Here is a 26,130-nt window from a genome sequence, read left to right as displayed (position 1 = left end):
CGCGGTCGAGCATCCCCTTGACCTTGTCGGTCAAGCCGCCCGGCTCGTCGCCGTCGCTGAAAGAACTCATCGGAACCTCCTACGTGGGTGGTCACGCCCGGAAGAGCAGCGATCTTTCAGCAATCGATACTAGTCGGTTTGTCCTAGGCTGGGGCGTACTCAGTTCACCGGGCCCAGGACGCGTTCGATGTAGGCGTTGGTGAACCGGCCCTTGGGGTCGAAACGGCGGCGCACCTCGGCGAAGCGGTCCCACTCCGGGTAGCGCTCACGCAGCGTCTCGGCGGTCTGGAAGTGCCGCTTGCCCCAGTGCGGGCGGCCGTTGTAGCGGTCGAAAACGCGTTCGCAGGCGCGGAAATACGGCTCGTAGTTCATGCCCTCGTACTGGTGCACCGCGATGTAGCAGGTCTCGCGGCCGCCGGCGGGGGACAGGAAGGCGTCGTCGGGGGCGACCCAGCGCACCTCGATCGGCATCGGGGTGTCGAAATGCTTGGCCACCTCCTTGATCTCGCGGATGGCGTCGATCGAATGCTCGCGCGGGATGGCGTATTCCATCTCGGTGAAGCGGAACAGGCGGGGGCTGGCGAAGACCTTGTAGGAGCGTTCGACCTGGCGGCGGTAGCTGCCCGCGTAGGCGGCGCTGCGCTGGACCATCGGGATCAGGCTCGGGCGCCACCGGGTGAGTTTGCACAGCGCGTCGAAGGTGTAGTTGGTCATGAGGATGTCGGAGAACCAGTCGACCGCCTTGCCGCGCGGTTGCTCGGGCAGGTCGACCCGATTGTTGCGCTTGGTCATGGCCAGCGGGCTGTGCGCGAACATGTAGAACTCGAAGTGCTCGTTGCCCTCGACGAAGGTGTCCAGATCGGCCAGCACGTCCTCGACCGGGACCGGCCGCTCGACGCCCTCGAGCACGAACGACGGCACCATCTGCAGCGTCACGGCCGTGACCACGCCCAGCGCACCGACATTCACGCGCGCGGCGCGCCAGCCGTCGGGGTCGGTCTGCTCGTTGAGCTCGACCCGGCTGCCGTCGGCCAGCATGAGCTCCACCGAATGCAGTGCGGCGGAGAGGTTCTGCAGCTTGGATCCGGTCCCGTGGGTACCGGTCGCGGTGGCGCCGGCGATCGACTGCACGTCGATGTCGCCGAGATTGGGGAAGGCCAGGCCCAGCGGGTGCAGCGCGTTGCTGGCGGCGTTGAGGGTGATGCCGGCCTCGGCGCGGACCAGGCCGGTGGCGCGGTCCACGTGCAGGATCTTGTCGAGCTGGTTCAGCCGCATGAGCGTGCCGTCGGTGAGCACGGTCTCGGTGAAGGAATGTCCGGATCCGGCGACCCGGACGGTGTGGCCGTTCGCTTCGGCCTGAGCGAGTACTGCCGCGACGTCCTCGGGCGAGCTCGGTTCGGCGATGGACGCCGGGGTACAGCTCTGATCCCCGGCCCAGTTCACCCAAGAGTTGGTCATGCGACCAACTTTAAACCGCCAGTGTGATGCGCGCTACCGTTTGCGCGGGTTGAAGGCAGCCGCCTTCGCTCGCTCGACCTCGTCCTCGGACAGCGGAGGCTGCGTGAGCGGCAGGCGAGGCACGCTGTCGCCGCGCACGCCATTGAGAATCACCGCCATGTAGCGCTCCCACACTTCGGGATTGACCGGGCGTGCGAAGCCCGCGATGCCGTCGACCATGTTCACCATGGCGAAGAAATCGGCCGGTTCGATGTCGGGCTGCAGCACGCCCGCGTCCTTGGCGCGCGCGATGACCGCCTGCATGCCGGGCCGGATCTGATCCTTCATGCACACGAAGCGGTCCATGCTGTCGTGCAGTTCGAGGATCACCTCGCTGAAACCCCGGTTGGCGGCGACGTGCCGGCAGGAGTACTCGAACAGGTCGGTCAGGCCCGCCCAGGGATCCGGGTGGTGCAGCGCCACGTTCACGGCCTCGGCCAATTCGGTGACCATCTGCTCGAAGACCTCGGAGATGAGCTCCTGCTTGTTGGCGAAGCGGCGGTAGACCGTGCCGACGCCGACGCCCGCCCGCTCGGCCACATCGTCGAGGGTGACGTCCAGCCCGCGATCGGCGAACAGCTCGCGGGCGGCCGCGATGATGCGCTGCTGATTGCGGGCAGCGTCCGCGCGCAGACGCCGAGGTGGGGGCGCGGTGGTGACGTGATTCACAGGCTAATCCTATCAGCAATCGGGATTATCCGGAGGAGTTATCTCCGTTTAGCTGGTAGCTTGATCGGAAAGCGGAGATGGTTTCTCCACTAAGTTTAGGGGACGAGGACACCAACCATGACTACAGCGCTCGAGAAAGAGGTCACAGCGCCGGCTGCGACCGAGGACAAGGCGGAGCGGCGCGGATCGCACGCCCTGCGCTGGTGGGTGCTCGCCGTACTCGGCGTCGCCCAGTTGATGGTCGTGCTCGACGCGACCGTCGTGAACATCGCGCTCCCGCACGCGCAGGCCGATCTCGGCTTCTCCAACGGCGACCGGCAGTGGGTCATCACCGGCTACGCGCTGGCCTTCGGCTCGCTGCTGCTGCTCGGCGGACGGCTCTCCGACCTGTTCGGCCGTCGCACCACCTTCATCACCGGTCTGATCGGCTTCGCGGTCGCCTCCGCGGTCGGCGGCGCGGCCGGCAACTTCGAGGTGCTGGTCGGCTCCCGCGTCGCGCAGGGCGTGTTCGCCGCGCTGCTCGCGCCCGCCGCGCTCTCGCTGCTGACCGTCACCTTCACCGAACCCGCCGAGCGCGCAAAGGCATTCGGCATCTTCGGCGCCATCGCCGGTGCGGGCGGCGCGCTCGGCCTGCTGCTGGGCGGCGCGCTCACCGAATGGGCCTCGTGGCGCTGGGTGATGTACGTGAACCTGGTCTTCGCGGCCGTCGCGCTGGTCGGCGCGATCCTGCTGCTGGCCAAGCACACCGCCACCACCCGCCCCAAGCTCGACCTGCCCGGCACGGTGACCGTGACCGCCGCGCTGTTCGGCATCGTCTACGGCTTCTCGCACGCCGAATCCGACGGCTGGACCAACGGCGTCACCCTGGCCTTCCTGATCGGCGGCGTCGCGCTGCTGGGCGTGTTCGTGTGGCTGGAACAGCGCGTCGCGCACCCGCTGCTGCCGCTGCGCGTGGTGCTGGACCGCACCCGCGGCGCGTCCTACGTCGCCGTGTTCACCATCGGCATCGGCATGTTCGCCATGTTCCTGTTCCTCACCTACTACATGCAGCAGCAGCTGGGGTACTCGCCGATCCGCACCGGCGTCGCGTTCCTGCCGATGGTCGCGGGCATGGTCGCCGCCTCCACCACCGTGCCCGCGCTGCTCATCCCGCGGGTGGGCCCGAAGGTGACCGTGGTGACCGGATTCCTGCTCGCCACACTGGGAATGGCGCTGCTGACCCGCATCGGCGTGGACACCGGCTACGCGAGCCACATCCTGCCGAGCCTGCTGCTGATGGGTCTGGGCCTGGGTATGGCGATGTCCACCGCGTTCAGCGGCGCGACTGCCGGCGTGGAGCACGCCGACGCCGGCGTCGCCTCGGCCATGGTGAACACCAGCCAGCAGGTCGGCGGCTCGATCGGCACCGCGCTGCTCAGCACGCTGGCCGCGACCTCGTTCAACGACTATGTGGCCGGGCACGTTCCGCCGTCGCCGCGGGTGCTGGCCGAGGCGGCCGTGCAGAGCTACACCACCACCTTCTGGTGGGCCGCCGCGATCTTCGTGGTCGGCGCGGTGGTCACCGGGCTGATCATGCCGAACAAGGTACCGGTCCCCGCCGAGGGCGAACCCGTTCTCGCGCACTGAGATCCGAACCCCTGGACATCGTGGTCCAACCATGAAAGCGGCCCCGCTCGCCGATCCGAGCGGGGCCGCTTCGTTTTCCTTACTCACCGCGATCAGCGGCAGTTGGAGGGCGGGGCCAGGCCCGCGAACCGGTCGGACAGATAGTTCATGGCGTTGAGCGTGCCGGGGAAGATGGCGGTGCCGTGGTCCGCGCCCGGGATGACGTCGAACTGGACCGGCGTCCCGGCGGCGCAGTAGCGGCCCGCGGTGTACTGGGCCAGATCCAGAGGCACCTGGTCGTTGCCGCCGTGCCATTCGTAGAGCGGCTGGCGGATCAGCTCGGGCACGATCTCGAGCGCGTTCTCGCGCAGGGTGCGGATCAGTGCCGGGTCGTTCTCCTGGCCCGGGTTGAAGACCTCGCCGACGCTGTGGTTGGCGCCGACCGAAATGATGTCGTCCGCACAGGAATTGGCGATCCGGTCACGCATCCAGAAGCCGTACGGCGTGAGTGAGCTGTCGAGCTGCATCTCGTCGGGGTACTCGCGTTCCATGCCCGTGGCCACCGCGAAGCCGAGTCCGAACAGCGGCTGCGGGGTGTTCCCGGCCTGGATGGCCGGCTTGCCCGGATTGACCGGTACGCCACCGGTGGCGACGCCGACGATCGGCAGCTCCGGCGCGTAGTCGGGCGCGAGGGCGGCCGCGAATCCGGTGGCCATCGCGCCGCCGGAGTATCCGGCCAGGCCGACCGGTCCGACGCCCAGGCCGGCGGGCGCGAACCGCTGGACCGCGCGGATCCCGTCCAGGGTGATCTGGCCGCCCATGCGGGCCGCGCCGTAGGCGCTGTCCGGCCCGAGATGATCGGGCACCGCGATCGCCCAGCCCTTGGCCAGCAGCAGCGGGAACGCCGACGACTCCCTCAGGCTCCCGTCGAACAGGCTGTGCGACGGCGCGCATTGCAGGCCCAGGGAATTCACGAACGGCTGATACGACAGCAGCGGGCGCGGCCCGGGGCCGGGGGAGATCAGCGTGGTCACCGCGGCGATGGGCGCGCCGGTGGAATTGGTGGAGCGGAACAGGATCTGCCACACCGTCGCCCCGGGGAACGGGTGGACGGGCACCTGGCGGGAGTTCAGCACGTCGCCGTTCTGGGCGGCGTCGAGATTCCCTGCGGCGTAGTAGAACCCGTCCGGATCTGGGACGGGGAAGATCGCGCCGGCGTGCGCCGCGGGCGCGGCCGCCATGACGGCCACCAGGACCGTGGCGATTCCGAAGCTCTGGACCAGCATCTTTCCGATCGACTGGCGCACCGCCAACTTGGCTCTCCTCGAGGCCGATGGGACAACTCCGGGCAAGCCGCACTATCCTCGCAGTTCCGGGCTGTTGTTCGGGCTCAGCAACACGCCAGACAGCGGCGATTGGGCCAGGCACATCGAAGGGAGGGTGATGGCGGCGAACACCGCGGGCGTCGACGTCGCCCTGCTCGGCGTCATCGCCCTGGGCGGCGCGATCGGGGCGGAGGCGCGCTACGGGGTGGGCCTCCTGCTGCCGCAGCGCGGTCCGATCCCCTGGCACACCTTGGCGGTCAACGTGATCGGTTGCTTGCTCATCGGGGTACTCATGGTCTGCATCACCGAGATCTGGGCGGCGCACCGGCTGTTGCGGCCGTTCCTCGGGGTCGGTGTGCTGGGCGGATTCACCACCATGTCCACATACGCCGGGGAAGTTCGTACACTGCTCGAATCGGGCCGAATCGGCTACGGGCTCGGCTACCTCGGGGGGACGGTGGTGACCGGGCTGATCGCGGTCGTGCTGGGCGTGGGTGCGACACGATGGATATCGGGAACGGCGCGACGATTGGGGGCAGGACGATGAGCACGGAGTCCGACACCGACGCGGTCCGGCGGTGGATACCGGCGTCGCGGCTGACGGTGCTGCTCGGCGAGGACGACACCTATCGGCATCGGCCCCGCTACCACGAGATCGTGCGGCGTGCCCGGGATGCCGGATTGGTCGGGGCGAGCGTGTGGCGCGGCGTCGAGGGGTACGGGGTGTCCTCCCAGATCCACACCACCCGACTGCTCGATCTGGCCGAGCGGTTGCCGGTGATGGTGATGATCATCGACGACACCGACCGGTTGCGTTCTTTCGTGGAAACCAATGCGGACCTGCTGGATTCACTGACCGTCGCACTCTCGCCCGTCGAGGTCTTCGACGGGGTGCGGCGGTGACCGCGCTGGCGGTGATCCTCGGCGCGCTGCTCGGTGCGCCCGCCCGATATCTGGTGGATCGCGCGTTGGCCCTTCGATTCGATAGTGTTCTCCCCCTGGGCACACTGACGGTGAACATGGGCGGTTCGGCGTTGCTGGGCGCGTTGATCGGTGCGGGAGCAAACCATTGGCTCTTCGCGGCCGCGGGAACGGGCTTCTGCGGCGCACTGACCACGTTCAGTACGTTCGGATACGAAACGGTTCGATTGGCCGAGGAGGGCGCTTACAGCTATGCGGTGGCGAACGTCGTGATCGGCGTCGGCGCGAGCCTGGCCGCGGCCTACCTCGGTGTCCAACTCGGGCAGTGGGTACGGCCGTGATCCTGATGACCAGCCGGGCGCAGGCGATACGGAAGGGAGGCGCGAGCATGGCCCACGATCGAGCCGGACGACCGGCGCGGGCCACGGACCTCGAGGACATCGCGCACCTGGTCACCGCCTACTACAGCCGCATCCCGGATCCGGCCGACCCCGCGCAGCTGGTCTCCTTCGGCACCTCCGGGCATCGCGGATCCAGCCTGGACTGCGCGTTCAACGAGGCGCACATCCTGGCCATCACGCAGGCCATCGTGGAGTACCGGGCCTCGCGCGGTATCACCGGGCCGGTGTACCTGGCGCGGGACACGCACGCGCTGTCCGAGCCCGCCTGGACCACCGCCCTGGAGGTGCTCGCCGCCAACGATGTCACCGCGGTCATCGACGCCCGCGACAGGTACACGCCCACACCGGCTTTGAGCCACGCCGTGCTGCGCCACAACCGGGGCGGCACCCGGCATCAGGCCGACGGCATCGTGGTGACGCCCTCGCACAATCCACCCCGCGACGGCGGTTTCAAATACAACCCGCCGCACGGCGGCCCGGCCGACACCATCGCCACCGACGCCATCGCCGCCCGCGCCAACGAGCTGCTGCGCACCGGGCTCTCCGAGGTCAGGCGCACCTCGCTGGCGCACGCGCTGGCCACCAACGTGGAGCGCTACGACTATCTGGACCGCTACATCTCGGACCTACCCAACGTGCTGAATCTGGACGCCATTCGCGGCGCCGGGATTCGGCTGGGCGCGGACCCCATGGGCGGGGCCTCCGTGGACTACTGGGAGGAGATCGGCCAGCGCTACGATCTCGAGCTCGAGGTGGTGAACCCGTTCGTCGACCCGACGTGGCGGTTCATGACGCTGGACTCCGACGGGCGGATCCGGATGGATCCGTCCTCGCGCTACGCCATGGCCTCACTCGTGGCGATTCGCGACGATTACGACATTTCGACCGGCAATGACGCGGACGCGGACCGGCACGGGATCGTGACTCCCGATGCGGGACTGATGAATCCGAACCACTACCTGGCGGTGGCGATCGAGTACATGATCGCCAACCGGATGGGCTGGGACGCGCTGACCAAGATCGGCAAGACGGTGGTGACGTCCTCCATGATCGACCGGGTGGTCGGGGTGCTGGGGCGCGACGTCTACGAGGTGCCGGTCGGGTTCAAATGGTTCGTGCCCGGATTGTTCAGCGGCAGCCTCGCTTTCGGCGGCGAGGAGTCCGCGGGCGCCTCGTTCCTGCGCATGGACGGCACCGTCTGGACCACCGACAAGGACGGCATCCTGCTGGCCCTGCTGGCCGCGGAGATCACCGCCGTCACCGGGCAGAGCCCGTCCACCCGCTACACCGAACTCGAGAAGCGCTACGGCTCACCCGCCTACGCTCGCGTCGACGCCACCGCCACCGCGGAACAGAAGACCCGTCTCGCGGCGTTGACGCCGGACATGATCACCGCGACCGAAATCGCCGGCGAACCCATCACCGGCATCCAGACCCGCGCCCGCGGCAATGGCGCGGCCCTCGGCGGGCTCAAGATCACCACGGAGAACGCGTGGTTCGCGGCCCGGCCCTCCGGGACCGAGGACAAGTACAAGATCTACGCCGAATCCTTCGAGGGCCCCGAGCACCTCGTACAGGTGCAGGCGGCCGCGGAGGAGATCGTCGGACACGCGTTGTCCGGTAAGTAGTACGGCGTTCGGCCGGATGTTCGGAATGAGTGGATCGGTGTGTGCGGTCGGTGAGTGAATCGGTGCTGGAGACGCGGCGGCGGCTACCCGTGGAGATCTGGGTGCTGGTGGGCTCGGCCTTCACCATCGCCATCGGATTCGGTTTGGTCGCACCGGCCCTGCCGCAGTTCGCGCGGAGCTTCGACGTCGGCGTGGCGGCGGCCTCGTTCATCGTGAGCGCGTTCGCGTTGATGCGCTTGATCTTCGCCCCCATGGCCGGGCGGCTGCTGCAGAAACTGGGCGAGCGCCCGGTCTACCTGACCGGCCTGCTCATCGTCGCGGTCTCCACCGGCGCGTGCGCCCTCGCGCAAAGCTATTGGCAGCTCCTGGTTCTGCGTTCGCTGGGCGGCATCGGATCCACCATGTTCACGGTGTCCTCCCTGGGCCTGGTCATCCGCATGTCCCCGCCCGCCGAACGCGGCCGCGTCTCCGGGGTCTACTCCACCAGCTTCCTCATCGGGTCCATCAGCGGCCCGCTGGTCGGCGGCGCCCTGTCCTTCCTGGGCCTGCGCGCCCCCTTCCTGATCTACTGCGTGGCCCTGCTGATCGCCAGCCTCATCGTCTATGTGGCCCTGCGCGATTCCCCTCTCGCGCTGCCGGAGAAGACCGACGGCGCGCCCACCATGTCCTTCCGCGAAGCGGTCGCCCGTCCCGCCTATCGCGCTGCCCTGTGGGCGAACTTCGGCAACGGCGCCGCCGTCTTCGGCGTCCGGATGGCCTTGGTCCCGCTGATCGTCGTCGAGGTCCTGAAACAGGACGCCGCCCTGGCGGGCGTAGCCCTCACGGCTTTCGCGCTGGGCAACGCCTCGGTCCTGTTCCTCTCCGGCCGCTGGTCGGACACCCTGGGCCGCAGACCCTTCCTCATCGCGGGCACCTTGATCTGCGCCGTAGGCACCGCGGGCATCGGCCTCGCCTCGACCCTGCCCTGGCTTCTCGCCGCCTCCGCCCTCGCGGGCATCGGATCAGGAATGTTCACGCCCGCCCTGCAAGCCGCGGTCGCCGACATCATCGGCCCCGGCCGCCGTGGCGGCCCGGTCCTCGCCGGCTACCAGATGTCCGCCGACCTCGGCACCTTCCTCGGCCCCTACGCCATCGGCCTGCTCGCCGACCGCGTCTCCTACGGTGTGGCGCTCGGCGTCACCGGCGTCCTCCTCGCCTCCGCCTCCGCGGTGTGGCTGGTCGTGCCCGAGACCCTGCGCCGCAAGGAAGCCGCCATCGCCGTCGACCGCTAGGGGTGGGTATCGGTGGGGCGAGGGTGTCGGGCAGAGTGGTGCGGGTGAGCAATCCGACTTCGAAGCACACGCCGCAGCCGGTCTCGAGCAAGACCACCTATGCGCTGGCCGGGGTGGCGGTGGTGGTGATCCTGCTGATCGTGTTCGCGGTGTTCCAGTGGAACCGCGGTGGCGGGGACGCGGTGCGCAACGACGGGTACGGGTCGGCGCACGATCCGGCCGTGGAGGTGGCGCTGGACTCCGACGGGGCCATCGTGCTGGGGAAGCCCAAGGTGGCGAAAACCCTTGACATCTACGAGGATCCGCTGTGCCCGGCGTGCGGCCAGATGGAGAAGGTCAACGGCCAGGAGATCGCCCAGCAGGTCGACGAGGGCAAGCTCGCGGTGCGGTACCGGCTGGTGAACTTCCTCGACTCCCGCTCGGGCAGCAAGGACTACTCCACCCGCGCCGTCGCCGCCAACGAATGCGTCGCACAGGACGGGAACGGCCCGGTGTACGCCAAGTTCCACGAGCTGCTCTTCACCACGAAGCAGCCCTCCGAAGGCGGCTCCGACCACGACAACAAGGAACTCGCCGCCATCGCCAAGGAAGCGGGCGCGAGCGACTCCGTCGCCAAGTGCATCACCTCCGGCGACCGCGCCGACACCGCGCGGGCCCACGCCACCGCCGCTCTCAAGGCCCTCGGTGACGCCCTGAACGGCCCGGCCGCCACCCCGTCGGTCTTCCTCGACGGCAAGAAGGTCGATCGCGGCAACGCGGACTGGGTGCTCAGCGCCGCGAAATAGGCTGCGGAACAGCGGTCTTCGAACAACCGGTTCAGGCCGGGTGGTCGACTCCTGCGAGTCGGCCGCCCGGCCTGTCTCGTGCGGTGGCATCCGCTGCGAGTGGGTGGGGTGCGGCCCATCAAGGGAACGGGGACGGTGAGCCGCACCCCGGGCAGGGGGCCGAGCCGGGGGCTCGGTCCCTTGGTTCGGGGTGGTGGACGGTCAGTGGGGGACCGGGTGGGTGGGGGATTCGGGGATGTCGTTGTCGGCGGTGGTGCGCGACAACTGGGGGTGGATCAGGACATGGGATTCGAGGGGGTACGCCAGGTCGGTGGTGAAATAGCTTCCGGCCGGGGCGGGTTCGGTGGGGACCGGGCGGAGGCGCGGCGGCCTCGCGGGGGCGTCGATGTCCGTGTGCGGGAAGAGGTAGCGGGCGCCCTCGCGGATGGTCTCGTGGGTTTCACCGCTCGGGTCGATCCAGCGCATGCGGTCGGTGTCGGCCAGGTAGACGCGCCACGGGTGTTTTCCCTTGTCCGCCAAGGACTTCAAGCGGTTGTGGTGCGTGCAGAGCACGGCGCGGTAGCCGGAGTTCGGTTGCGCGGGGAGGTGGGGGAGCGGGCCGAACTGGATGAGTGAGGTCTCGGCGGCGGGCATGGTGCAGCCGGGGAAGCGGCAGAATCCGTCGAGGGCGCGCACCTCGCGGGCCGGGGCGTTTGAGAAGGGGCGCACCGCAGCGACTTTGGCGCGTTTGCGCAGTGGCGCGGACGGGGGAGCCGGATCGGTGGGCCTGGCGGGCCGATCCTGTGCGGCAGGGCTGTCGGTGTCGGTGGTGAGGCGGCCGCGATCCACCCGGGGTGTGGTGGGGGTGTCGTCCGGCGCGCGGCGCTCGCGGAGGTGGGCGGCGGCCGCTCGCTCCCACGGGGCTTGGGCGGCGATCCGCGTCCGCCGGGTCCGGCGCGGGCTCGGAATACCGCCCGCAGTGACGGATTCTTTTGTCGCCGAAGTGTTTTTCCCAGGGGTCGATTCCGCTGACCGATCGGCCGAGGACGACGGAGGGGCGTCGTCCTCGCCCGGGCCCGGCGTGGCGTCCTCCGGGAAGTACTCGGGGATGACCTGGAACCGGGCGTGTTCGGCGAGCGTGCGGGCCAGTCCGGCGTCGATGGGCCCGTAGCCGGAGAGGAAGGCGGGGTCGTCGCGCAGGCCGAGGAGGGTTTCGGCGGACACCCCGACCTGGATGAGTGGACGGCGAGGCGTGGTGGGGGTGCTGGCCTTGGGGCAGTCGAGTTCCTTGCCGCATTCGCAGCGCAGCCGGCCCGAACCGTCGGCGAGGGCGATGAGCGCGTCGGCCCGGCGCTGCGACATGGTGCGCGGATCGTCTTCGCACACTTGCAGACTCATCTCCCGCAGCCGCATGGCGAGCGCCTGCGCTCCCGCGGCGGGCAGCAGCCCGTCGAACACGGCCATCCCGTCCTGCACCGCGCGAATCCGGACGTCGCGATCCTGTTCCCGAGCCTCGCGCCGCCGCGTCTCGCCGTCGGGATCCAGCCGTGTCACCCAGCGTTGCGCGGTCTGCCGCAACCGAACCGGGTCGGACCGCAGCGCCGCGTCGATCAGCTTGGGCTCGAGGACTTCTCGTATCTCCCGCGGCATCCCCCGCAGACAGTCCGTGATCACCTGCACCCGGGACAGATCGATCCGTCCCGCCGCGAACGCCAGTTTGGTCTGGGGTAGCGAGTCCAGCGCGAGTCCGATGTCGATGAGCGCCGCGGCCACCCCCTCCGAGACCTGCACCGCTACCGCGATCTCCGCCGCCGCGAACTCCCCGGCCCGCACCCCGCCGGCGCCCGGTGCGGCGTTCGCGGCTCGATGCCGGCGATACACCTCCCGCACCGCTGTGATTTCCGCCGCCTGTGCGAATGCCGCCGCCCCGTGTGCCCGCCGCAGCGCGTCGACCAGCTCGTCCTCGCCCATCGCCTCCACCTCTCGGCTATCGAACATGCGTTCGAGACTACCTCCGAAAGATCGCCGCCGCCAGCTCTTGTCCAGGCGATTTGGTTTGTTCGCCACCGGTCGTGTAACTTCGTTCAAGCAAGCGGGGCAACGCCCGGCTGGCAGAAAAGTGAACACGGGGCTATGGCGCAGCTGGTAGCGCACCACACTGGCAGTGTGGGGGTCAGGGGTTCGAGTCCCCTTAGCTCCACCCATTGATACAGGTCAGGCCCGGTCTCGTGCCGGGCCTGACCTGTTTTTGTTCCGCCTACCCCGCGCGCTTACCCACGGTTTCGATGCAATCTTCATCGTTCCGTCGTGTCGGGTGATGTGGCCAGTCGCCGGCTCCCGGAGCCACCCGGCCGCAATCTGGTCAGACCCGGGTGTCGGCCGCCCGGCCACGGTCCGTACCCGGCGCGCGGAGTGACCAGTGGGGTGTCGGGGGAACGGCGCATTCGCTGTCTTGCCGGGCAATCGAGCGGAGTATTTGCCGACGTGCCTGGATCGTTACCTTCGGCCGAACTGGGCAGATGTCCAAAATCGGTGTCGAACTCGCCGGTAACTTTGTGAAACGCTGACATTTCCGAATGTGGCCACCTATGGTGAGCGCGCTTGCCCCAGACGAGATCACAGGAGATCACAGCAGTACGGATCAGAACAAATGCCGAGAGCGCAGCTTCCGAAACTCTCGGTCGTAGCCTCCGCTGAAACCCCTGAGTCTGCGTGATCGCCGGCGTTGCGTGATTCAGCGATCGAATGTTGTTGATGATTGCTGGATTTTCCCTGTCCGGATACCAGCGCTCAGAAGAAATCAGTAAGCGCCGAATTCTCTTCTCCAGGAATAACAATGACAAATCGACATGTCGCCCGCAAACTTGCCGCGACCACCACGGCCGCGAGCGCTCTGGCGCTGTTCGGCACCGGTGCCGCGGATGCGAACCCCGGGAACATCACGTGGTCCGACGGCTCCTCGCAGTTCACCCGGACCATCAGCAATGTGTCCCCGGCCGAGGGCGACACCATCACGGTCTCCACCCAGTTCAGCCGTAACAGCTGGACCGACGAGTACATCTACAACATCAAGGACCGGCACCCGGCCTGTGCCACCTATGTACCGGGTTCGGCCACCATGGGTGGCGGCGCGGTGTCGAATCCCGAAGTAGTCGCCGACGAGGGCAACGGTGGCGGCTACGTGCGAGCGTCGTTCGGCAGCACCTCCTGGGTGGTCCAGAACCGGCCGGGCTTCCACAGCTCCCCGACTTTCAGCGTGCAGTACAAGGTCGGTCACGGCTGTGCCCGCGGGGCCGCTCTGACCACCGGCATGGATTACGGCGGGTCGCTCGGCTCGGGGTCGTACGGCACTCAGGGCCCGTCGATCACGGTGGGCAAGAACGCCACGACCACCGCCCTGGCCCCGGTCTCGGGCGCCCGCGCGGGCCAGCCGGTCACGTTGACGGCCACGGTGACCGGTGGCTCGGCCGGTGACACGATCGGTTTCTACGACGGCGGCACCCAGATCGGTACCGGCGCCCTGGACGCCACCGGTACCGCGACCTACCAGTGGACACCGACGGCGAGCGGCAACCGCACCCTGACCGCGCAGTATCCAGGCACCGCGTCCGCCAACGCATCGCAGTCCGCACCGCAGACCGTGAACGTCACCCCGGCCGATGTCGCTTCCACCATCACTCTCAACCCGGTGACGGGTGCGAAGGTCGGTACCGCGACCACCCTCACGGCCAAGGTGACTCCCGCCGCGGCCGGCGGCACGGTCCAGTTCGCCGATGGCGCAACCGTGCTGGGGACCGGTCAGGTCGATGGGACCGGCACTGCCACCTACCAGTGGACTCCCGCGGATGCCGGCGCGCACACGCTGACCGCGACGTTCTCGGGGCGTGACGGTGTCACCGGGTCCAATACCACCGGGCAGGTGTCGGTGGTCGCGGCCGATGTCGCTTCCACCACCACCCTCAATCCGGTGACGGGTGCGAAGGTGGGAACCGCGACCACCCTCACGGCCAAGGTGAGTCCCGCCGCGGCCGGCGGCACGGTCGAGTTCGCCGATGGCACAACCATTCTCGGTACCGGTCAGGTCGATGGGACCGGGACCGCCACCTTCCAGTGGACGCCCTCCGCGGCTGGTGCGCACACGCTGACCGCGACGTTCTCGGGGCGTGACGGTGTCACCGGGTCCAATACCACCGGGCAGGTGTCGGTTGTCGCGGCCGATGTCGCTTCCACCACCGTCCTCAACCCGGTGGCGGGTGCGAAGGTGGGCACCGCGACCACTTTGACCGCGACGGTCACTCCGGCAGCGGCGGGTGGCACGGTCCAGTTCGCCGATGGCGCAACTGTGCTGGGGACCGGTCAGGTCGATGGGACCGGGACCGCCACTCTCCAGTGGACGCCCTCGGCTGCCGGGGCGCACACGCTGACCGCGACGTTCTCGGGGCGTGACGGTGTCACCGGATCCAACACGACCGCACAGGCGGACGTTGCCGCAGCCGATGTCGCTTCCACCACCACCTTCAATCCGGTGACGGGCGCGAAAGTCGGTACCGCGACCACCCTCACAGCCAAGGTGACTCCCGCCGCGGCGGGTGGCACGGTCCAGTTCGCCGATGGCGCAACCGTTCTGGGGACCGGGCAGGTCGACGCGACGGGCACCGCGACCTTCCAGTGGACTCCTGCGGCGGCCGGGGCGCACACGCTGACCGCGACGTTCTCGGGCCGTGACGGTGTTACCGGATCCAACACCACCGCACAGGCGGACGTTGCCGCGGCCGCTGTCGCTTCCACCACCACTCTCAACCCGGTGACGGGCGCGAAGGTCGGCACGGCGACCACCTTGACCGCGACGGTGACCCCTGCCGCGGCCGGAGGCACCATCGAATTCGCTGACGGCGCAACCGTTCTGGGGACCGGGCAGGTCGACGCGACCGGTACCTCGACCTTCCAGTGGACGCCCTCGGCTGCTGGTGCGCACACGCTGACCGCGACCTTCTCGGGGCGTGACGGTGTCACCGGATCCAACACCACAACTCAGGCGAACGTCGCTGCGGCCGATAGCAATTCCACCGTGACCGTCAACCCGGTCACAGGAGCCACCGTCGGTACCGCGATCACCCTGACGGCGAAGGTCAACCCCGCAAACGCGGGCGGCACCATCACCTTCACCGACGGTGGCACCGTCATCGGCACCACCGCCCAGGTCGGCGCTGACGGCACCGCCACCATCACGTGGACCCCCACCACCGCCGGTAGCCACATCATCACCGCCGACTACTCCGGCAACGGCACCGTCAATGCGTCCACCACCACCGCCACCATCACGGTCGCACCCGCCGGAGGCACCGGCACCGGCACCGGCAGCTCCCTGCCCGGCAGCCTCGGAAGCCGCTGAACAAAGCTGTCGCGGTGTCTGTTTCCAGCCGGGGCGGCCGGGGACAGACACCGCGGCAGCGATGGGTAAATCCGGCTGTCGGGCGGTGAGGCGGTTCTGCATCCGGACGACGCGACTCGCTCGAGTATTTCCGATCCCATCGGTACTCGGCACTCGGCCCGGCAGTTCGGCAGGGTCGTATACTCCCCTTATGGCGGATTTGCGGTCCTCCACAGAATTCCCCGAGTCGCCTGTTCTCGTGGTGCAGACGCGAGAACACGTTTATCGGCTGCGCGCCGGGGGTGTGTACAACATCGGCCGCGATCCGACCGCCGACGTTGTTGTCACCGATCCGCGTGTTTCGGCCGTGCACGCTGTGCTGGAGCGTGGATCGAACGGTTGGGAAATCGAGGATGCGCACAGCCTGAACGGCACCTTCTTCGACGGTCAGCGCGTCGAGCGGATGCTGATCGACCACGACGAGACGTTCCAGCTGGGGCATGCCAAAGATGGTGCGCAGGTGTCCTGCTCGCTGGAATCACCCAACCCCGCCCCCGAGCCCGAACCCGATGACGACTTCGGTGGGGACACGATGGTCGTGCCGAATCCTGGCTATGACTTGGACGATGAAGCCACGGTCACCCTGTTCGAGCCGGGCCTGCCGCGGCGAGTGTCGCGGTCCTCGCCTCCGGCTACCCAGCCCACCGCGGTGGTGCGGATCGTCTCGGGCACGCTCCGGCTCGGACGCGCCGCCGACAACGACATCGTCGTGCCCGACCTCATGGTGTCTCGCCATCACGCCGAACTACAGGTGATCGCCGAAGGCAAATATCGAGTCGTCGACCTCGACAGCCACAACGGCACCTATGTCAACGGCCACCGGATCGAGACCGCGGACCTGTCCGAATCCGACTTGATCGGCATGGGACACACCACCTACCGGCTCGTCGGCAACGAACTGCGCGAGTCCGTCGATACCGGTGACATCTCGGTCTGTGTCCAGAACCTGATCGTGCGGACACCGGAAGGCAAAGTGCTGCTCGACGACGTGACCTTCCCCATCGCGCAGCGCTCACTCGTCGGGGTCATCGGACCCAGCGGAGCGGGCAAGTCGACGCTGTTGGGTGCGGTCACCGGGATGCGGCCCGCGACCGAGGGGACCGTCCGCTACGACGGACGCGACCTGTACACCGATTACGACGAGCTGAGACACCGGATCGGGTTGGTTCCGCAGGAGGACATCCTGCACAACCAGCTCCCGACGCGACGCGCCCTGCTCTACGCGGCCGAGCTGCGCTTCCCCGGTGACACACGCAGGGAGGAGCGCGAGCAGCGAGTCGACGAAGTCCTCGACGAACTCGGCTTGTCGCGGCATGCCGACACCCGCATCGATCGGCTCTCCGGCGGGCAGCGCAAACGGGTGAGCGTCGCATTGGAACTGCTGACCAAACCGTCGCTGTTGTTCCTCGACGAACCGACCTCCGGCCTGGATCCCGGCCTCGATAAGACGGTCATGGAAATGCTGTCCGAACTCGCCCACGACGGGCGGACCGTCATCGTCGTCACCCACAGCGTGGCGAATCTCGATTCCTGTGACCGCCTCCTGGTGCTGGTGCCCGGCGGCAAGCTGGCTTATTACGGACCGCCCGCAGAGGGATTGCAGGAGTTCGGACAGCGCACCTGGGCCGAGGTGTTCCAAGCATTCGACCGGGACGAGGACCGCGACTGGGCCGGTGAGTTCCGGAAGTCCCCGCGCTTCGAGAACTACGTCGATGTCGGGCCGATCGACGACATCGGACCGGCGGAAGTACACGCACCGGCTTCGCCGCCGCCCGCGCGGCAGTCCAAGCTCAGCCAGCTCAGCACACTGTGCCGGCGGTATCTGGCGGTAATCGCCTCGGACCGTAGTTATCTGGCGTTGCTCGGCGTGATGCCGCTGTTGCTGGGCGGTTTGATCGCCGCGGTGCCGGCGGGCGCGGGTTTCACCGGGGCGCCGGGAACCAACGAAGATGCCTCCACCAAGCTGATGATCTTGGTTTTCGGTGCCTGCTTCGTCGGCACCGGCAACGCGATTCGCGAGATCGTCAAGGAACAGACCATCTACCGCAGAGAACGCGCGGCAGGACTGTCGGCCGGGGTCTATTTGATGTCGAAAGTGCTGGTCCTGGGTGTGATCACCGTCCTTCAGGCGGTGGTGTTGTTCTTGATCGGCACTATCGGTACGAGCTTTCCGCCGAGCGGGATATTCACTTCGGTCCAGCTGGAGTTGATCTTGGCGATGGCGATGCTGGGCATCGCGTCGCTGACGTTGGGCTTGCTGGTGTCGGCTTCGGTGAGCACCTCGGAAAAGACACTGCCCCTGCTGATCGTGCTGTCAATGGCACAACTGGTGCTCACCGGCGGGCTGGTCCGGCTGCCCGGCACGCCCGTTCTGCAACAGCTGTCCTTCGTGTCGCCGTCCCGTTGGGGCTACGGCGCCGGGGCGGCCAGTATCGACCTCGATACCCTCACGCCGCACGAGGGCGGGCCCGACCCGCTGTGGAAACACACCATCGGCACCTGGCTGCTCGATATGGGAGTCCTCGCCGGTCTCGCCGCGATCTTCCTGGCGCTGGCCTGGTATCGCCTGCACCGGATGCAGCCGCGGCGGCGCGGTGCCCGTCCCGCTCAGATGTGAGCTTGCTCCAGGCTCTTGCTCCAGGGTGACTGAACCGTGCGCGGTCGCGGCGGGGTGGCCCGTCGCTTCGTGTGACCCCGAGTGGAGGTACTGACCAGTGTCCACCACTATTCAGGGTCGGTGCCACCAGTTACGGCTGAGGAAACTGCTAGCTACCTTTGAAGAGGAAGTCCTTCCTCGGAAAATGGTGCAAGGAGTTGATCAAATGAAAGCAAGAATCGCCGGGACCGTAGCCGCGACTGCAATCATGCTGTCGCTGGGCCTCGCCGGAGCGTCGGCGGCGTCTGCCAGCGAACCGCAGGCTACCCCAGTGGATGGATCGGTCGGCATCTGTTTCACCTTCCCGTTGCCAGGATCCGCAGACTTGGTTTGGTGCCTCTGAGGAAGAGGCTCGGAGAAAGGCGTCCCGCGGCGTCGCATGAGAAAGGCCCGGTCCAGCAGGACCGGGCCTTTCCGGTGGCAACGCCGTGTGGCGGTCAGAGCGTGCCGTTCTCGATGTCCCGCTTCAGTGCAGCCTGGTACGCCTGGTGGGAGGAGACGCCGTTGCTGACGGTGAAGTTGAGCAGCAGGGGGTTGGAGCTGAAGGTGATGTGTTCGTTCACCGAGGTGGTGCCGTTGCCGTTGTCGGTGAACGTAACCTTCTGATGCGTGATGACACCGGGGGTGTCGTAGCTGTCGGTGAGGTAGTACCGGTCGGCCGGGAAGAGGCGCTGTTCGGCCTGGGTTTTCGCGGGGTAGTCGACCGAGCCCATCGGGACGTTCTCCAGCGCGGTGAAATCGATGGTCGTGCTGACGCCGTCGGTGCAGGTGCGGTGGGTGATGATGTCCTTGAGGAAGGGGTGGCGGCCGATGTCGTTGCGCAGGTTCGAGTAGACCGTCCACACCTTGTCGATCGGGGCGTTGATGGTGATCGGCAGGTCGACCGTGCGCGAGGCGGAGCCGGAGGATCCGCTCTTCTCCGAGGCCTGGTACGACGCCCAGCCGGTCTGCCAGCCGGCGGTGTACGAGTTCGGGGTGTCGGTACAGGTCGGTGCGGAATCCGCCTGCGCTGCCGGTGAACCCGTCGCTGCGAACGACAGGGCCATTGCGCATCCCACAAGATATTTCACGGCCGGACTGTAACGTGTTCTTGCGATGTTCGCTCGCGCCGTCATGGATTCGAGACCGACCGGCAGGATCGTGCGGCGGATCACCGGCCGATCGGCCGCCGGGCGTCGAGCTGCGCGCGGTCCGCGGCGGCCCGTCCCGCATCCCAGCCCTCGGCGCTGCGGATGGTGATGCCGCGATTGCGGGCCTGCGGAAACAGCGCGTCGAAGGCCGTGTCGACGGCGAGCTGATGCGAGGCCAGCACCGGCAGCAGCCGTTCGGAGTCGGGTGATTCGGCGATGGTGGCCGCGGTGGCCGCCGCGAGCCGCTCCCCGATGCGGGTGGCGTAGGCGACCAGGAACGATTTGCGGAAGATCCGGCTGCGCGCCCCGTCGTCGGGGGTGTCCTGCCCGCTCGCGATCATCGCCCGGGTGGCCTGCACCAGCAGCGAGGTGGTCAGCAGCTCGATCGCCTCGAGGTCCGCGTCGTCCCCGACGATGGTGACGAACCCCCACTCGGAGGCCACGATGGCGCGACTGCGATTGGCCTTGGCGACCACGTCCACCAGCAGCGCCTTCGCGTCCACATAAGGGGTGTCGAGCCAGATCCGCCGCGCCCCAGGCAGATCGGGAGCGGAGGTGTCGGCATCGACCAGCACCCGATCGAGCGCGTACTTGGTCATCAACTCCTGCGCCTTGGCCGACAAGGTCTCGGCCTCCTCGGGAAAGGAGGTCGATTCGGCTTTCGCGAGCAACCCCCGCACCCGCCCGAGCACCTTCTCGTCGACGTGGTGATGCACCCCGGCCCGCGGCCGCGCACTGCCCGGCAACGGCCTGATGAGCTCCAATTCCGGCAGCAGAAGCAGCAGGGCGAGCGCCTCGACCACGGTCGTGATCGCAGCCCGCGAGGTCAGCATGTGCTTGGCTGCCCACTGCCCGAAGAACGGTTCCGAGTCCGACCACCAGACCCGAGCCTCGATGGCGTCGAGTTGCTCGACCCACGTCTCGTCCATGGTCTCGGCCGTGAAGGGCCGCACATGATCGGCCATCACATCGACCAGGAACCCGGTCGCGAACTCGTCCACCCGCCGCGCGGCCGCCTCGTGCACATCCCCCGGCAGCCACCCGTGCTGAAACACCCGCCGAATGACGTGCCGCCCGGCCAGGTGCACCCCGGATCCGACGACGTGATCCGGCAGCCCGCTCTCCGCGACCTCGTCGGCGAACCGCCCCGCGATCCCGGAATCTCCCCGAGCCGTCTTACTCCCCGCGCCCACCCGCGCCGCGGTCATCGCGGCCGCCAGCACGGCATTCCCGACTTCCTGCGCGGTCGGCTGCTCTGCCTCGCCGGTCAGGAAGCGAACGTCACCCAGTTGCGCGCGCAACTTGGCGGCTCGGTGCTTGCGATTCGGCTTACCCACGGCCATCAACCCTATTTCACGGCCGGGTGGCCACGGTCTAGTCCCGTGGGGGCTGCCGGTCACGCCGAGCGCGACCGGCAGCCGGGCTCAGCGGGCGTCGGTGGATACCGGTTCGGGCGCAGCGGTTTTCGCGCCTCCCGGCACCCACCAGTTGAGGCGGCCCATGGTCTGCATCAGGGCCGGGACCAGGATGGTGCGGATCACGGTCGCGTCGACCAGGACGGCCAGGGTGAGGCCCAGGCCGAAGAGCTGGACGAAGGAGACATGGGCGAAGACCATGCCCACGAAGGCGATGGCCAGCAGCGCCGCCGCCGCGGTGAAGATACGTGCGGTGCGCGCGATGCCGACGGCGACCGAACGCCCGGTCTCGCCGGACTCGAGGTATTCCTCTCGGATTCGGGACAGCAGGAACACCTCGTAGTCCATGGATACGCCGAAGGCCAGGCAGAACATGAGGATCGGCATGGTGGGGACGAGGTATCCGGTGGGGGTGAAGCCCAGGGCGCCGGAGAGGTGGCCGTCCTGGAAGATCCAGACCATCGCTCCGAAGGTGGCCGCCAGGGAGAGCACGGTGAGGACCAGGGCCTTGATCGGGAGCACGACGCTGCGCGTGAAGATCAGCAGGACGACGAACATCGATATCGCGATCAGGGCCAGTGCCAACGGGACTCGTGCGCCGAGGGCGTGGACGGAGTCGGCGTTGCGGGCGGCGGGGCCGCCGAACTTCACCGGTCCGGGGGCGGGAACCGCCCGGAGGCGGTCGAGTTGCTCGGTCGAGGCGGCGGAGTAGGGGTCGAGTCGGGTTCCGATGCGCAGGTAGGTTCCGGCGTCCCCGGCCATGACGGATTGCGGCCCGGCGACGGGGAGGCCACCGGCGTAGACGCCGCCGCTGGACAGCACCGAGCTCACGCCCGGGACCTGGGACAGGGCACGCGCGTAGTCGGCCACGCGCGCGGTGTCCCCGTGGGTGTCGGGCAGGACGGCGAGGATGCCCGCGGTCAGGTTCTCGGAGAACCCGGTGCGGGAGGCGTCGCCGACCTCCCGGCTCGATCCGGAGGCCAGCACCCGATCGTCGGCCCACCCGAACCGCACGCCGAGGAACGGCGCCCCGAGCAGCAGCAAGGCCGCGACGACGGCCACGATGGCGAGGACCGGCCGCTTCATGACGCCCATGGCGAAGCGATACCACCGGTCCCGCTCCACCGGCTGGGGTGCGGGGTCGGGGCGGCCGAGCCGCCGGCGCAGCCACTGCCGCACGTCGAGCGCCTCGACCCGATGGCCCATGAGCGCCAGCGCCGCGGGCAGTACCAGCAGTGTGGTGAACACCGCCGCCGCGAGCACCGCGAGCCCCGCGTAGGCGAACGACCGCAGGAAGTACAGCGGGAACACCAGCAGCGCGGCGAGCGAAAGAGCCACGGTCAGACCGGAATACAGTACGGTGCGCCCGGCGGTGCGGACGGTCCGCGCCACCGCGTCGACGGTGTCGGAGCCCGCCGCGATCTCCTCCCGGAACCGGCTCACCATGAACAGGCTGGAGTCCAGCGCGACCGCGAACCCCAGTGCCGTGGTCATATTGAGCGCGAAGATGGAGACGTCGCCGACCGCCGCCAGCACCCGCAGCACGGCCAGCGCCGCGCCGATGGTGACCACGCCGACCAGCAACGGCAGCATGGACGCGACGAGGCTGCCGAACACCAGCACCAGCGCGATGCCCGCCAGGGGGATCGCGATGGATTCGATGAGCACCAGGTCGAGGGTGATCTGCTTGCTCATCTGCGCGAGCGCGACGGCCTCACCGCCGGCCCGGACCCGGACCCCGTCCTGGCCGCCGTTGTACTTGTCGGCCAGGGTGCCCGCGAGTTTCGGTGCGGCGGTGTCGTCGCCGCGCGCGTAGGCCACCAGGACCGCGCTGTGTCGGTCGGTGCTGCGGAGCGCGGTGCGCATCTCGGTGGGGACGCTCCAATACGACTGCACCCCTTGGAGATCCGGGTTCGCCTTCAGTTCATCGGTGATCCGCTGCCCCACCGTGGTGGCCGCGGGCGTGTCGATTCCGTCGGGCGCGGTGAGCACCAGCACGACATTCGGCGCCGCGCCGGGGAAGTGGTCTTCGAGATACCGGTCGACCCAGGTGGATTCGGAGTCCGGTGCCTGGAACCCGCCGGATTTCAGGTGCATCGGCGCCGACCATCCGATGGCGTAGCACAGGATGGCGGCGAGCCCCGCGAGCATCAGGACGGCACGCGCGCGACGCTGGGCGAAGTGGGCGATGGCGAGCAGCACGCGGGCTCACCGCCGTTCGGCGGGCGGCACCCGCCGCGCGGTCCGGACCAGGTCCTCGGAGACCTGCCACAGTTCCGCCGCCCGCTCGGGGTCGTAGGACTCGGGCGCGCTGGGCACTTCGGTCGCGCCGGTGAAGTATTTGCCGGTGGTGTCGGCGAGGTCGGGTCCGGTGATCAGCCAGGCCAGGTCGGCGGCCGAGCGGGCGACGGTGCGGGCGATGGGCATGACCCGGATGAGCACCGGCGCGAGCAGCCGGAACCCGATGCGGGCGGGTGCCGAATAGCCCCGGGAGAGAGCGGTTTCCGGCATCAGCCCGGGATCGAAGGCGTTGACGGTGATCCCGCGGTCGCCCCACCGGTTGGCCAGCTCGTAGGCGAAGTACACATTGGCGAGCTTGCTGGTCGCGTAGGCGACCCGCCCGTCGCGTCCGGAACCGTCACCGGGAGTGGCGAGTTCGCGGGGTGCGCGCCACTGCGGCGCGGGGAACCCCATCGATTTGCGCGGCCCCTGATGCACGTCGCTGGACACCACGAGGACCCGCGACCCCGTGTCGAGCAGGTCCGCGCATCCGGTGACGAGCGCGAAATGCCCGAGATGATTGACGGCGAAGGTCAATTCGTAGCCGTCCTCGGAGCTGCGCACCTTGTCCACGATCTGGAGTCCGGCATTGCACACGATCGCGCCGAGTCGCGGCTGTTCCCGGCGGTGCAGGGTTTCCACCGCCGCCCCGACCGAATCCAGGGACGCCAGTTCCAGTTCCAGCAGTTCCACCCGCGCCGTGGGCGCGTGTTCCCGGATCCGCTGCCGAGCGGCCTCCGCCCGCTCGGTGTCACGGCATCCGAGGATCAGGGGAACACCCTTGGCGGCGAGGATTTTCGCGGTTTCGAGGCCGAGCCCCGAGGTCGCGCCGGTGATGAGAACGGGAAGGCTCATGCCGCGTTCTCCAGCCACTTCATCGTGAACTCGTCGATGGCGGCCGCGGTGCTGGTGAACGTCTTGCCCATGTCGGCCTCGATCAGTCTGCCGATCAGGGGAACCCGGGCCTCGATCTGGCCGGACATGGTGAACTCGCACCCGATGTCGGTGCGCCGCAGCAGCAGATCGGCCCCGAGCTTGATGGTCATGCCCTCGACCTGCCCGTCCATTCGCCCGCGGGCGAGGCCGTCGGCGGGCTCGGACCAGGCTTCGCTGTAGGTGTAGCGCACGCCATCGGGTCGGAACCTGGCGGCCGGGCCGGGCAGGGACGAGGCCGGGATGACGGTGTTGACGGTGACCAGGGTGCGGTTCGGGGTGACCTCGAAGGCGGCCAATTCGGCGTCGGCGCCGTCGATTTCGCGAATGCGCTGTTCCCAGTAGTCGCGGGAGCCGAGGGCGCGGTGGAACTGGATGTCGCTGTACGGGTACGGGGTGGTGTGCTGCACGGAACGCGGCATGGTCAGTCTCCCAGGTGCTTGGCGTAGATGCGGTGGATGTCGAGCATTCGGTAGAGGGCGCGGTCGGCGTCGTCGCGGCCGACCTCGGAGAGCAGGTAGGCGTCGACGAGCCGGTCCAGGGCGTCCTCGACCTCGTCGGCGCTGAGTTCGGGGTGGTCGGGGGCGATGAATTCGGTTCCGGCGGAAGTGTGGTGGCCGAGGTCGCGGAAGACGCCGGCGGCGGTGCTGTCGAGCCGGTCGAAGGTGAGGTCGAGGCTGGCGCGGATGTCGAGGGATTGGTAGGACACGACTTCGAGGCGGCGTTGTTCGTCGCTGATCCGGGCCAGCATGCGGGCGAAGGTCCAGTGCGGTCGCGCCGACATGCGGCAGGCCACGGCGCGCAGGGCCAGCGGGATGCCCGAGCAGTGGTCGGCGACGCTGCCCGCGTCCTCCCATTCGGGCAGCACCCGGGCCCGCCCGACGGTGGCGACCAGCATCTGCAGGCCCTGGGTGCGGGACAGCTCGTGCAGGACGTAGGTGCGGACGGTGGTGAGCCCCAGGGCGAATCGGCTGGTGATCAGCGCGGTGCTGGATCCGCCCGCGGGCAGCAGCGGGATGATCTGCGATTCGGTGACGGCATTGTCGAGGATCACCAGGACACGTCGCCGCGCCAGCCGCGCCCGGTAGAGGTTGGCGCGTTCGGCGAGGGTGGGGGGCAGGGCGTCGGCGGGGATGCCGAGCGCGGTGAGCAGTCGGCCGAGCACCGTCTCCGGGGTGGTGTTCGGTCCTTCGGCCAGGTCGGCGAACAGCATCCCGTCGGGGAAGCGGTCGCGCAGGCAGTCGGCGGCCTGCAGCACGAGCGCGGTCTTGCCGACGCCCGCGCCGCCGGTGACCAGGACGGGACGCGGGGAGGGATCGTCGGTGAGCATGCCGGTGAGGGTGGCCAGTTCGGCGTCGCGCCCGCTGAATCCGAGCGGGGCCAGCGGCACCATGTCGGGCGCGATGCCGAGGGTGACGGTGGGCGGGTCGCCGCGCAGGATCTGGCAGTGCAGGTCCCGCATGCCGGGGCTGGGGTCGGCGCCGAGCTCGTCGGCGATGAGCCGTCGCGCCAGTTCGTACTGCCGCAGCGCCTGGGCGGTCTCGCCATTGAGGAAGTAGGCGCGGATCAGCCGCTCCTGCAACCCTTCCACGAGTGGTTCCTCGAGCAGGGCGGTGTGCAGCCGGTTGATCACCAGCGAATGGTTGCCGCGCCGGATCTCGGCGTCGGCCCAGTCGGCGGTGACCTCGTGCTTGAGCCGGTGCAGCGAGTCGCTGAGTCGCCGGGCCCATTCGCTGTCCAGTCCGGTCATGGCGCTGCCGTTCCACAGGTTCAGCCCCGCGGCGAGTTGTTCGACGCGGCCGGGGTCGTCGATGTCGGTGGCGCGGGCCCGGTCCACCAGGTCCATGAAGTGCCGCAGGTCGACGGAATCCGGTGGGGTGGACAGGGTGTAGCCGCCCGAGCCGCGGTTGACCTGGACGGGCGGGCCGCCGTGCCCGGCGGTGGCCTCGGTGAGCACCCCCCGCAGCCGCGCGACGTAGGTGTAGACGGCGTCGCGGGCTGCGACCGGCGGGGAATCACCCCACACGCGGTCGATGAGCGTGTCGATGGAGAGCGGCCGGCCCGAATCCACCAGCAGCGCCGCCAGCAGGCTGGTCTGCCGGGGCGGCCCGAGGTCGACGGGTTTGCCGTGGACGTGGAGCTGTACCGGGCCCAGGAGCTTGAACTGGATCATTGTCACGCCTAACTTCCCCCCCTGGTTTGGT

At 68.7% G+C, this 26,130-nt stretch carries 19 protein-coding genes and 1 tRNA gene; 10 read left to right on the top strand and 10 right to left on the bottom strand.

Annotated elements, in window-relative coordinates:
- Nucleotides 1-159 precede the first annotated feature (159 nt).
- Together ACQP06_RS27380 and ACQP06_RS27375 are read right to left on the bottom strand one after the other, a co-directional pair.
- Nucleotides 160-1,458 (bottom strand): D-arabinono-1,4-lactone oxidase, encoded by a 1,299-nt coding sequence (locus tag ACQP06_RS27380; protein WP_433667333.1) that lies wholly within the window; start codon nucleotides 1,456-1,458, stop codon nucleotides 160-162.
- Nucleotides 1,459-1,491: 33 nt separating this feature from the next.
- Nucleotides 1,492-2,166 (bottom strand): TetR/AcrR family transcriptional regulator, encoded by a 675-nt coding sequence (locus ACQP06_RS27375; RefSeq protein ID WP_433667331.1) that lies wholly within the window; start codon nucleotides 2,164-2,166, stop codon nucleotides 1,492-1,494.
- A 117-nt stretch (nucleotides 2,167-2,283) separates the two neighbouring features.
- Here ACQP06_RS27375 and ACQP06_RS27370 point away from each other — a divergent pair, with 117 nt between their 5' ends.
- Nucleotides 2,284-3,792: an MFS transporter gene (locus ACQP06_RS27370; protein WP_433667329.1), complete on the top strand. Its 1,509-nt coding sequence runs from the start codon at nucleotides 2,284-2,286 to the stop codon at nucleotides 3,790-3,792.
- Between the two features lie 92 nt (nucleotides 3,793-3,884).
- Here the strand turns inward: ACQP06_RS27370 and ACQP06_RS27365 are convergent, their stop codons facing one another.
- Nucleotides 3,885-5,057, bottom strand: a complete 1,173-nt coding sequence (locus tag ACQP06_RS27365) for a lipase family protein (protein ID WP_433673441.1) — start codon at nucleotides 5,055-5,057, stop codon at nucleotides 3,885-3,887.
- A 157-nt stretch (nucleotides 5,058-5,214) separates the two neighbouring features.
- Between ACQP06_RS27365 and ACQP06_RS27360 the strand changes: the two genes are divergently transcribed.
- Genes ACQP06_RS27360 through ACQP06_RS27335 form a run of 6 tightly spaced genes read left to right on the top strand, consistent with a single transcriptional unit; the run spans nucleotide 5,215 to nucleotide 10,102 of the window.
- Entirely contained in the window at nucleotides 5,215-5,643 is a 429-nt protein-coding gene (locus tag ACQP06_RS27360; RefSeq protein WP_433667327.1) for a fluoride efflux transporter FluC, read from the top strand.
- Nucleotides 5,640-5,999, top strand: a complete 360-nt coding sequence (locus ACQP06_RS27355) for a DUF190 domain-containing protein (RefSeq protein WP_433667325.1) — start codon at nucleotides 5,640-5,642, stop codon at nucleotides 5,997-5,999. Before ACQP06_RS27360 ends, ACQP06_RS27355 begins: the two co-directional genes overlap by 4 nt.
- Nucleotides 5,996-6,358, top strand: coding sequence for a fluoride efflux transporter CrcB (gene crcB / locus ACQP06_RS27350; protein ID WP_357086534.1), 363 nt, complete (start codon nucleotides 5,996-5,998; stop codon nucleotides 6,356-6,358). The genes ACQP06_RS27355 and crcB overlap by 4 nt, the downstream gene beginning before the upstream one ends.
- Nucleotides 6,359-6,405: 47 nt before the next feature.
- Complete coding sequence (gene pgm, locus ACQP06_RS27345) at nucleotides 6,406-8,046, top strand: phosphoglucomutase (alpha-D-glucose-1,6-bisphosphate-dependent) (protein ID WP_433667323.1); 1,641 nt, start codon at nucleotides 6,406-6,408, stop codon at nucleotides 8,044-8,046.
- A gap of 41 nt (nucleotides 8,047-8,087) precedes the next feature.
- A complete protein-coding gene (locus tag ACQP06_RS27340) occupies nucleotides 8,088-9,317 on the top strand; it encodes an MFS transporter (RefSeq protein WP_433667321.1) in 1,230 nt (409 codons plus the stop codon).
- Between the two features lie 44 nt (nucleotides 9,318-9,361).
- Nucleotides 9,362-10,102, top strand: coding sequence for a DsbA family protein (locus ACQP06_RS27335; protein WP_433667319.1), 741 nt, complete (start codon nucleotides 9,362-9,364; stop codon nucleotides 10,100-10,102).
- 201 nt (nucleotides 10,103-10,303) lie between these two features.
- Here the strand turns inward: ACQP06_RS27335 and ACQP06_RS27330 are convergent, their stop codons facing one another.
- Nucleotides 10,304-12,079, bottom strand: a complete 1,776-nt coding sequence (locus ACQP06_RS27330) for a DUF222 domain-containing protein (protein WP_433667317.1) — start codon at nucleotides 12,077-12,079, stop codon at nucleotides 10,304-10,306.
- 129 nt (nucleotides 12,080-12,208) lie between these two features.
- On the opposite strand from ACQP06_RS27330, the gene ACQP06_RS27325 reads away from it, so the two are divergent.
- The 3 genes from ACQP06_RS27325 to ACQP06_RS27315 all read left to right on the top strand — a co-directional run bounded on the left by ACQP06_RS27325 (nucleotide 12,209) and on the right by ACQP06_RS27315 (nucleotide 18,129).
- Nucleotides 12,209-12,281 (top strand) — tRNA-Ala (locus ACQP06_RS27325).
- A 636-nt stretch (nucleotides 12,282-12,917) separates the two neighbouring features.
- A complete protein-coding gene (locus tag ACQP06_RS27320) occupies nucleotides 12,918-15,473 on the top strand; it encodes a beta strand repeat-containing protein (RefSeq protein ID WP_433667316.1) in 2,556 nt (851 codons plus the stop codon).
- Between the two features lie 190 nt (nucleotides 15,474-15,663).
- A complete protein-coding gene (locus tag ACQP06_RS27315; protein WP_433667314.1) occupies nucleotides 15,664-18,129 on the top strand; it encodes an FHA domain-containing protein in 2,466 nt (821 codons plus the stop codon).
- A 476-nt stretch (nucleotides 18,130-18,605) separates the two neighbouring features.
- On the opposite strand, the gene ACQP06_RS27310 is transcribed toward ACQP06_RS27315, so the two are convergent.
- The 6 genes from ACQP06_RS27310 to ACQP06_RS27285 all read right to left on the bottom strand — a co-directional run bounded on the left by ACQP06_RS27310 (nucleotide 18,606) and on the right by ACQP06_RS27285 (nucleotide 26,099).
- Nucleotides 18,606-19,238 (bottom strand): hypothetical protein, encoded by a 633-nt coding sequence (locus ACQP06_RS27310; RefSeq protein WP_433667313.1) that lies wholly within the window; start codon nucleotides 19,236-19,238, stop codon nucleotides 18,606-18,608.
- 80 nt (nucleotides 19,239-19,318) lie between these two features.
- Nucleotides 19,319-20,635 carry a DUF2786 domain-containing protein gene (locus tag ACQP06_RS27305; protein ID WP_433667311.1) on the bottom strand — a complete coding sequence of 439 codons (1,317 nt, stop codon included), beginning with the start codon at nucleotides 20,633-20,635 and terminating at the stop codon, nucleotides 19,319-19,321.
- Nucleotides 20,636-20,722: 87 nt separating this feature from the next.
- Nucleotides 20,723-22,915, bottom strand: a complete 2,193-nt coding sequence (locus ACQP06_RS27300; RefSeq protein WP_433667309.1) for an MMPL family transporter — start codon at nucleotides 22,913-22,915, stop codon at nucleotides 20,723-20,725.
- A gap of 6 nt (nucleotides 22,916-22,921) precedes the next feature.
- Nucleotides 22,922-23,848 carry an SDR family NAD(P)-dependent oxidoreductase gene (locus ACQP06_RS27295; protein WP_433667307.1) on the bottom strand — a complete coding sequence of 309 codons (927 nt, stop codon included), beginning with the start codon at nucleotides 23,846-23,848 and terminating at the stop codon, nucleotides 22,922-22,924.
- Nucleotides 23,845-24,348 (bottom strand): DUF2505 domain-containing protein, encoded by a 504-nt coding sequence (locus ACQP06_RS27290; protein ID WP_433667305.1) that lies wholly within the window; start codon nucleotides 24,346-24,348, stop codon nucleotides 23,845-23,847. The genes ACQP06_RS27295 and ACQP06_RS27290 overlap by 4 nt, the downstream gene beginning before the upstream one ends.
- 2 nt (nucleotides 24,349-24,350) lie before the next feature.
- Nucleotides 24,351-26,099, bottom strand: coding sequence for a BTAD domain-containing putative transcriptional regulator (locus ACQP06_RS27285; protein WP_433673440.1), 1,749 nt, complete (start codon nucleotides 26,097-26,099; stop codon nucleotides 24,351-24,353).
- Between the last annotated feature and the right edge of the window lie 31 nt (nucleotides 26,100-26,130).

Source organism: Nocardia sp. CA-136227 (assembly GCF_050955695.1).
Lineage (GTDB): Bacteria > Actinomycetota > Actinomycetes > Mycobacteriales > Mycobacteriaceae > Nocardia.
The sequence above is the reverse complement of the archived record's forward strand: the minus strand, read 5'-3'. Positions and strand labels throughout refer to the sequence as shown.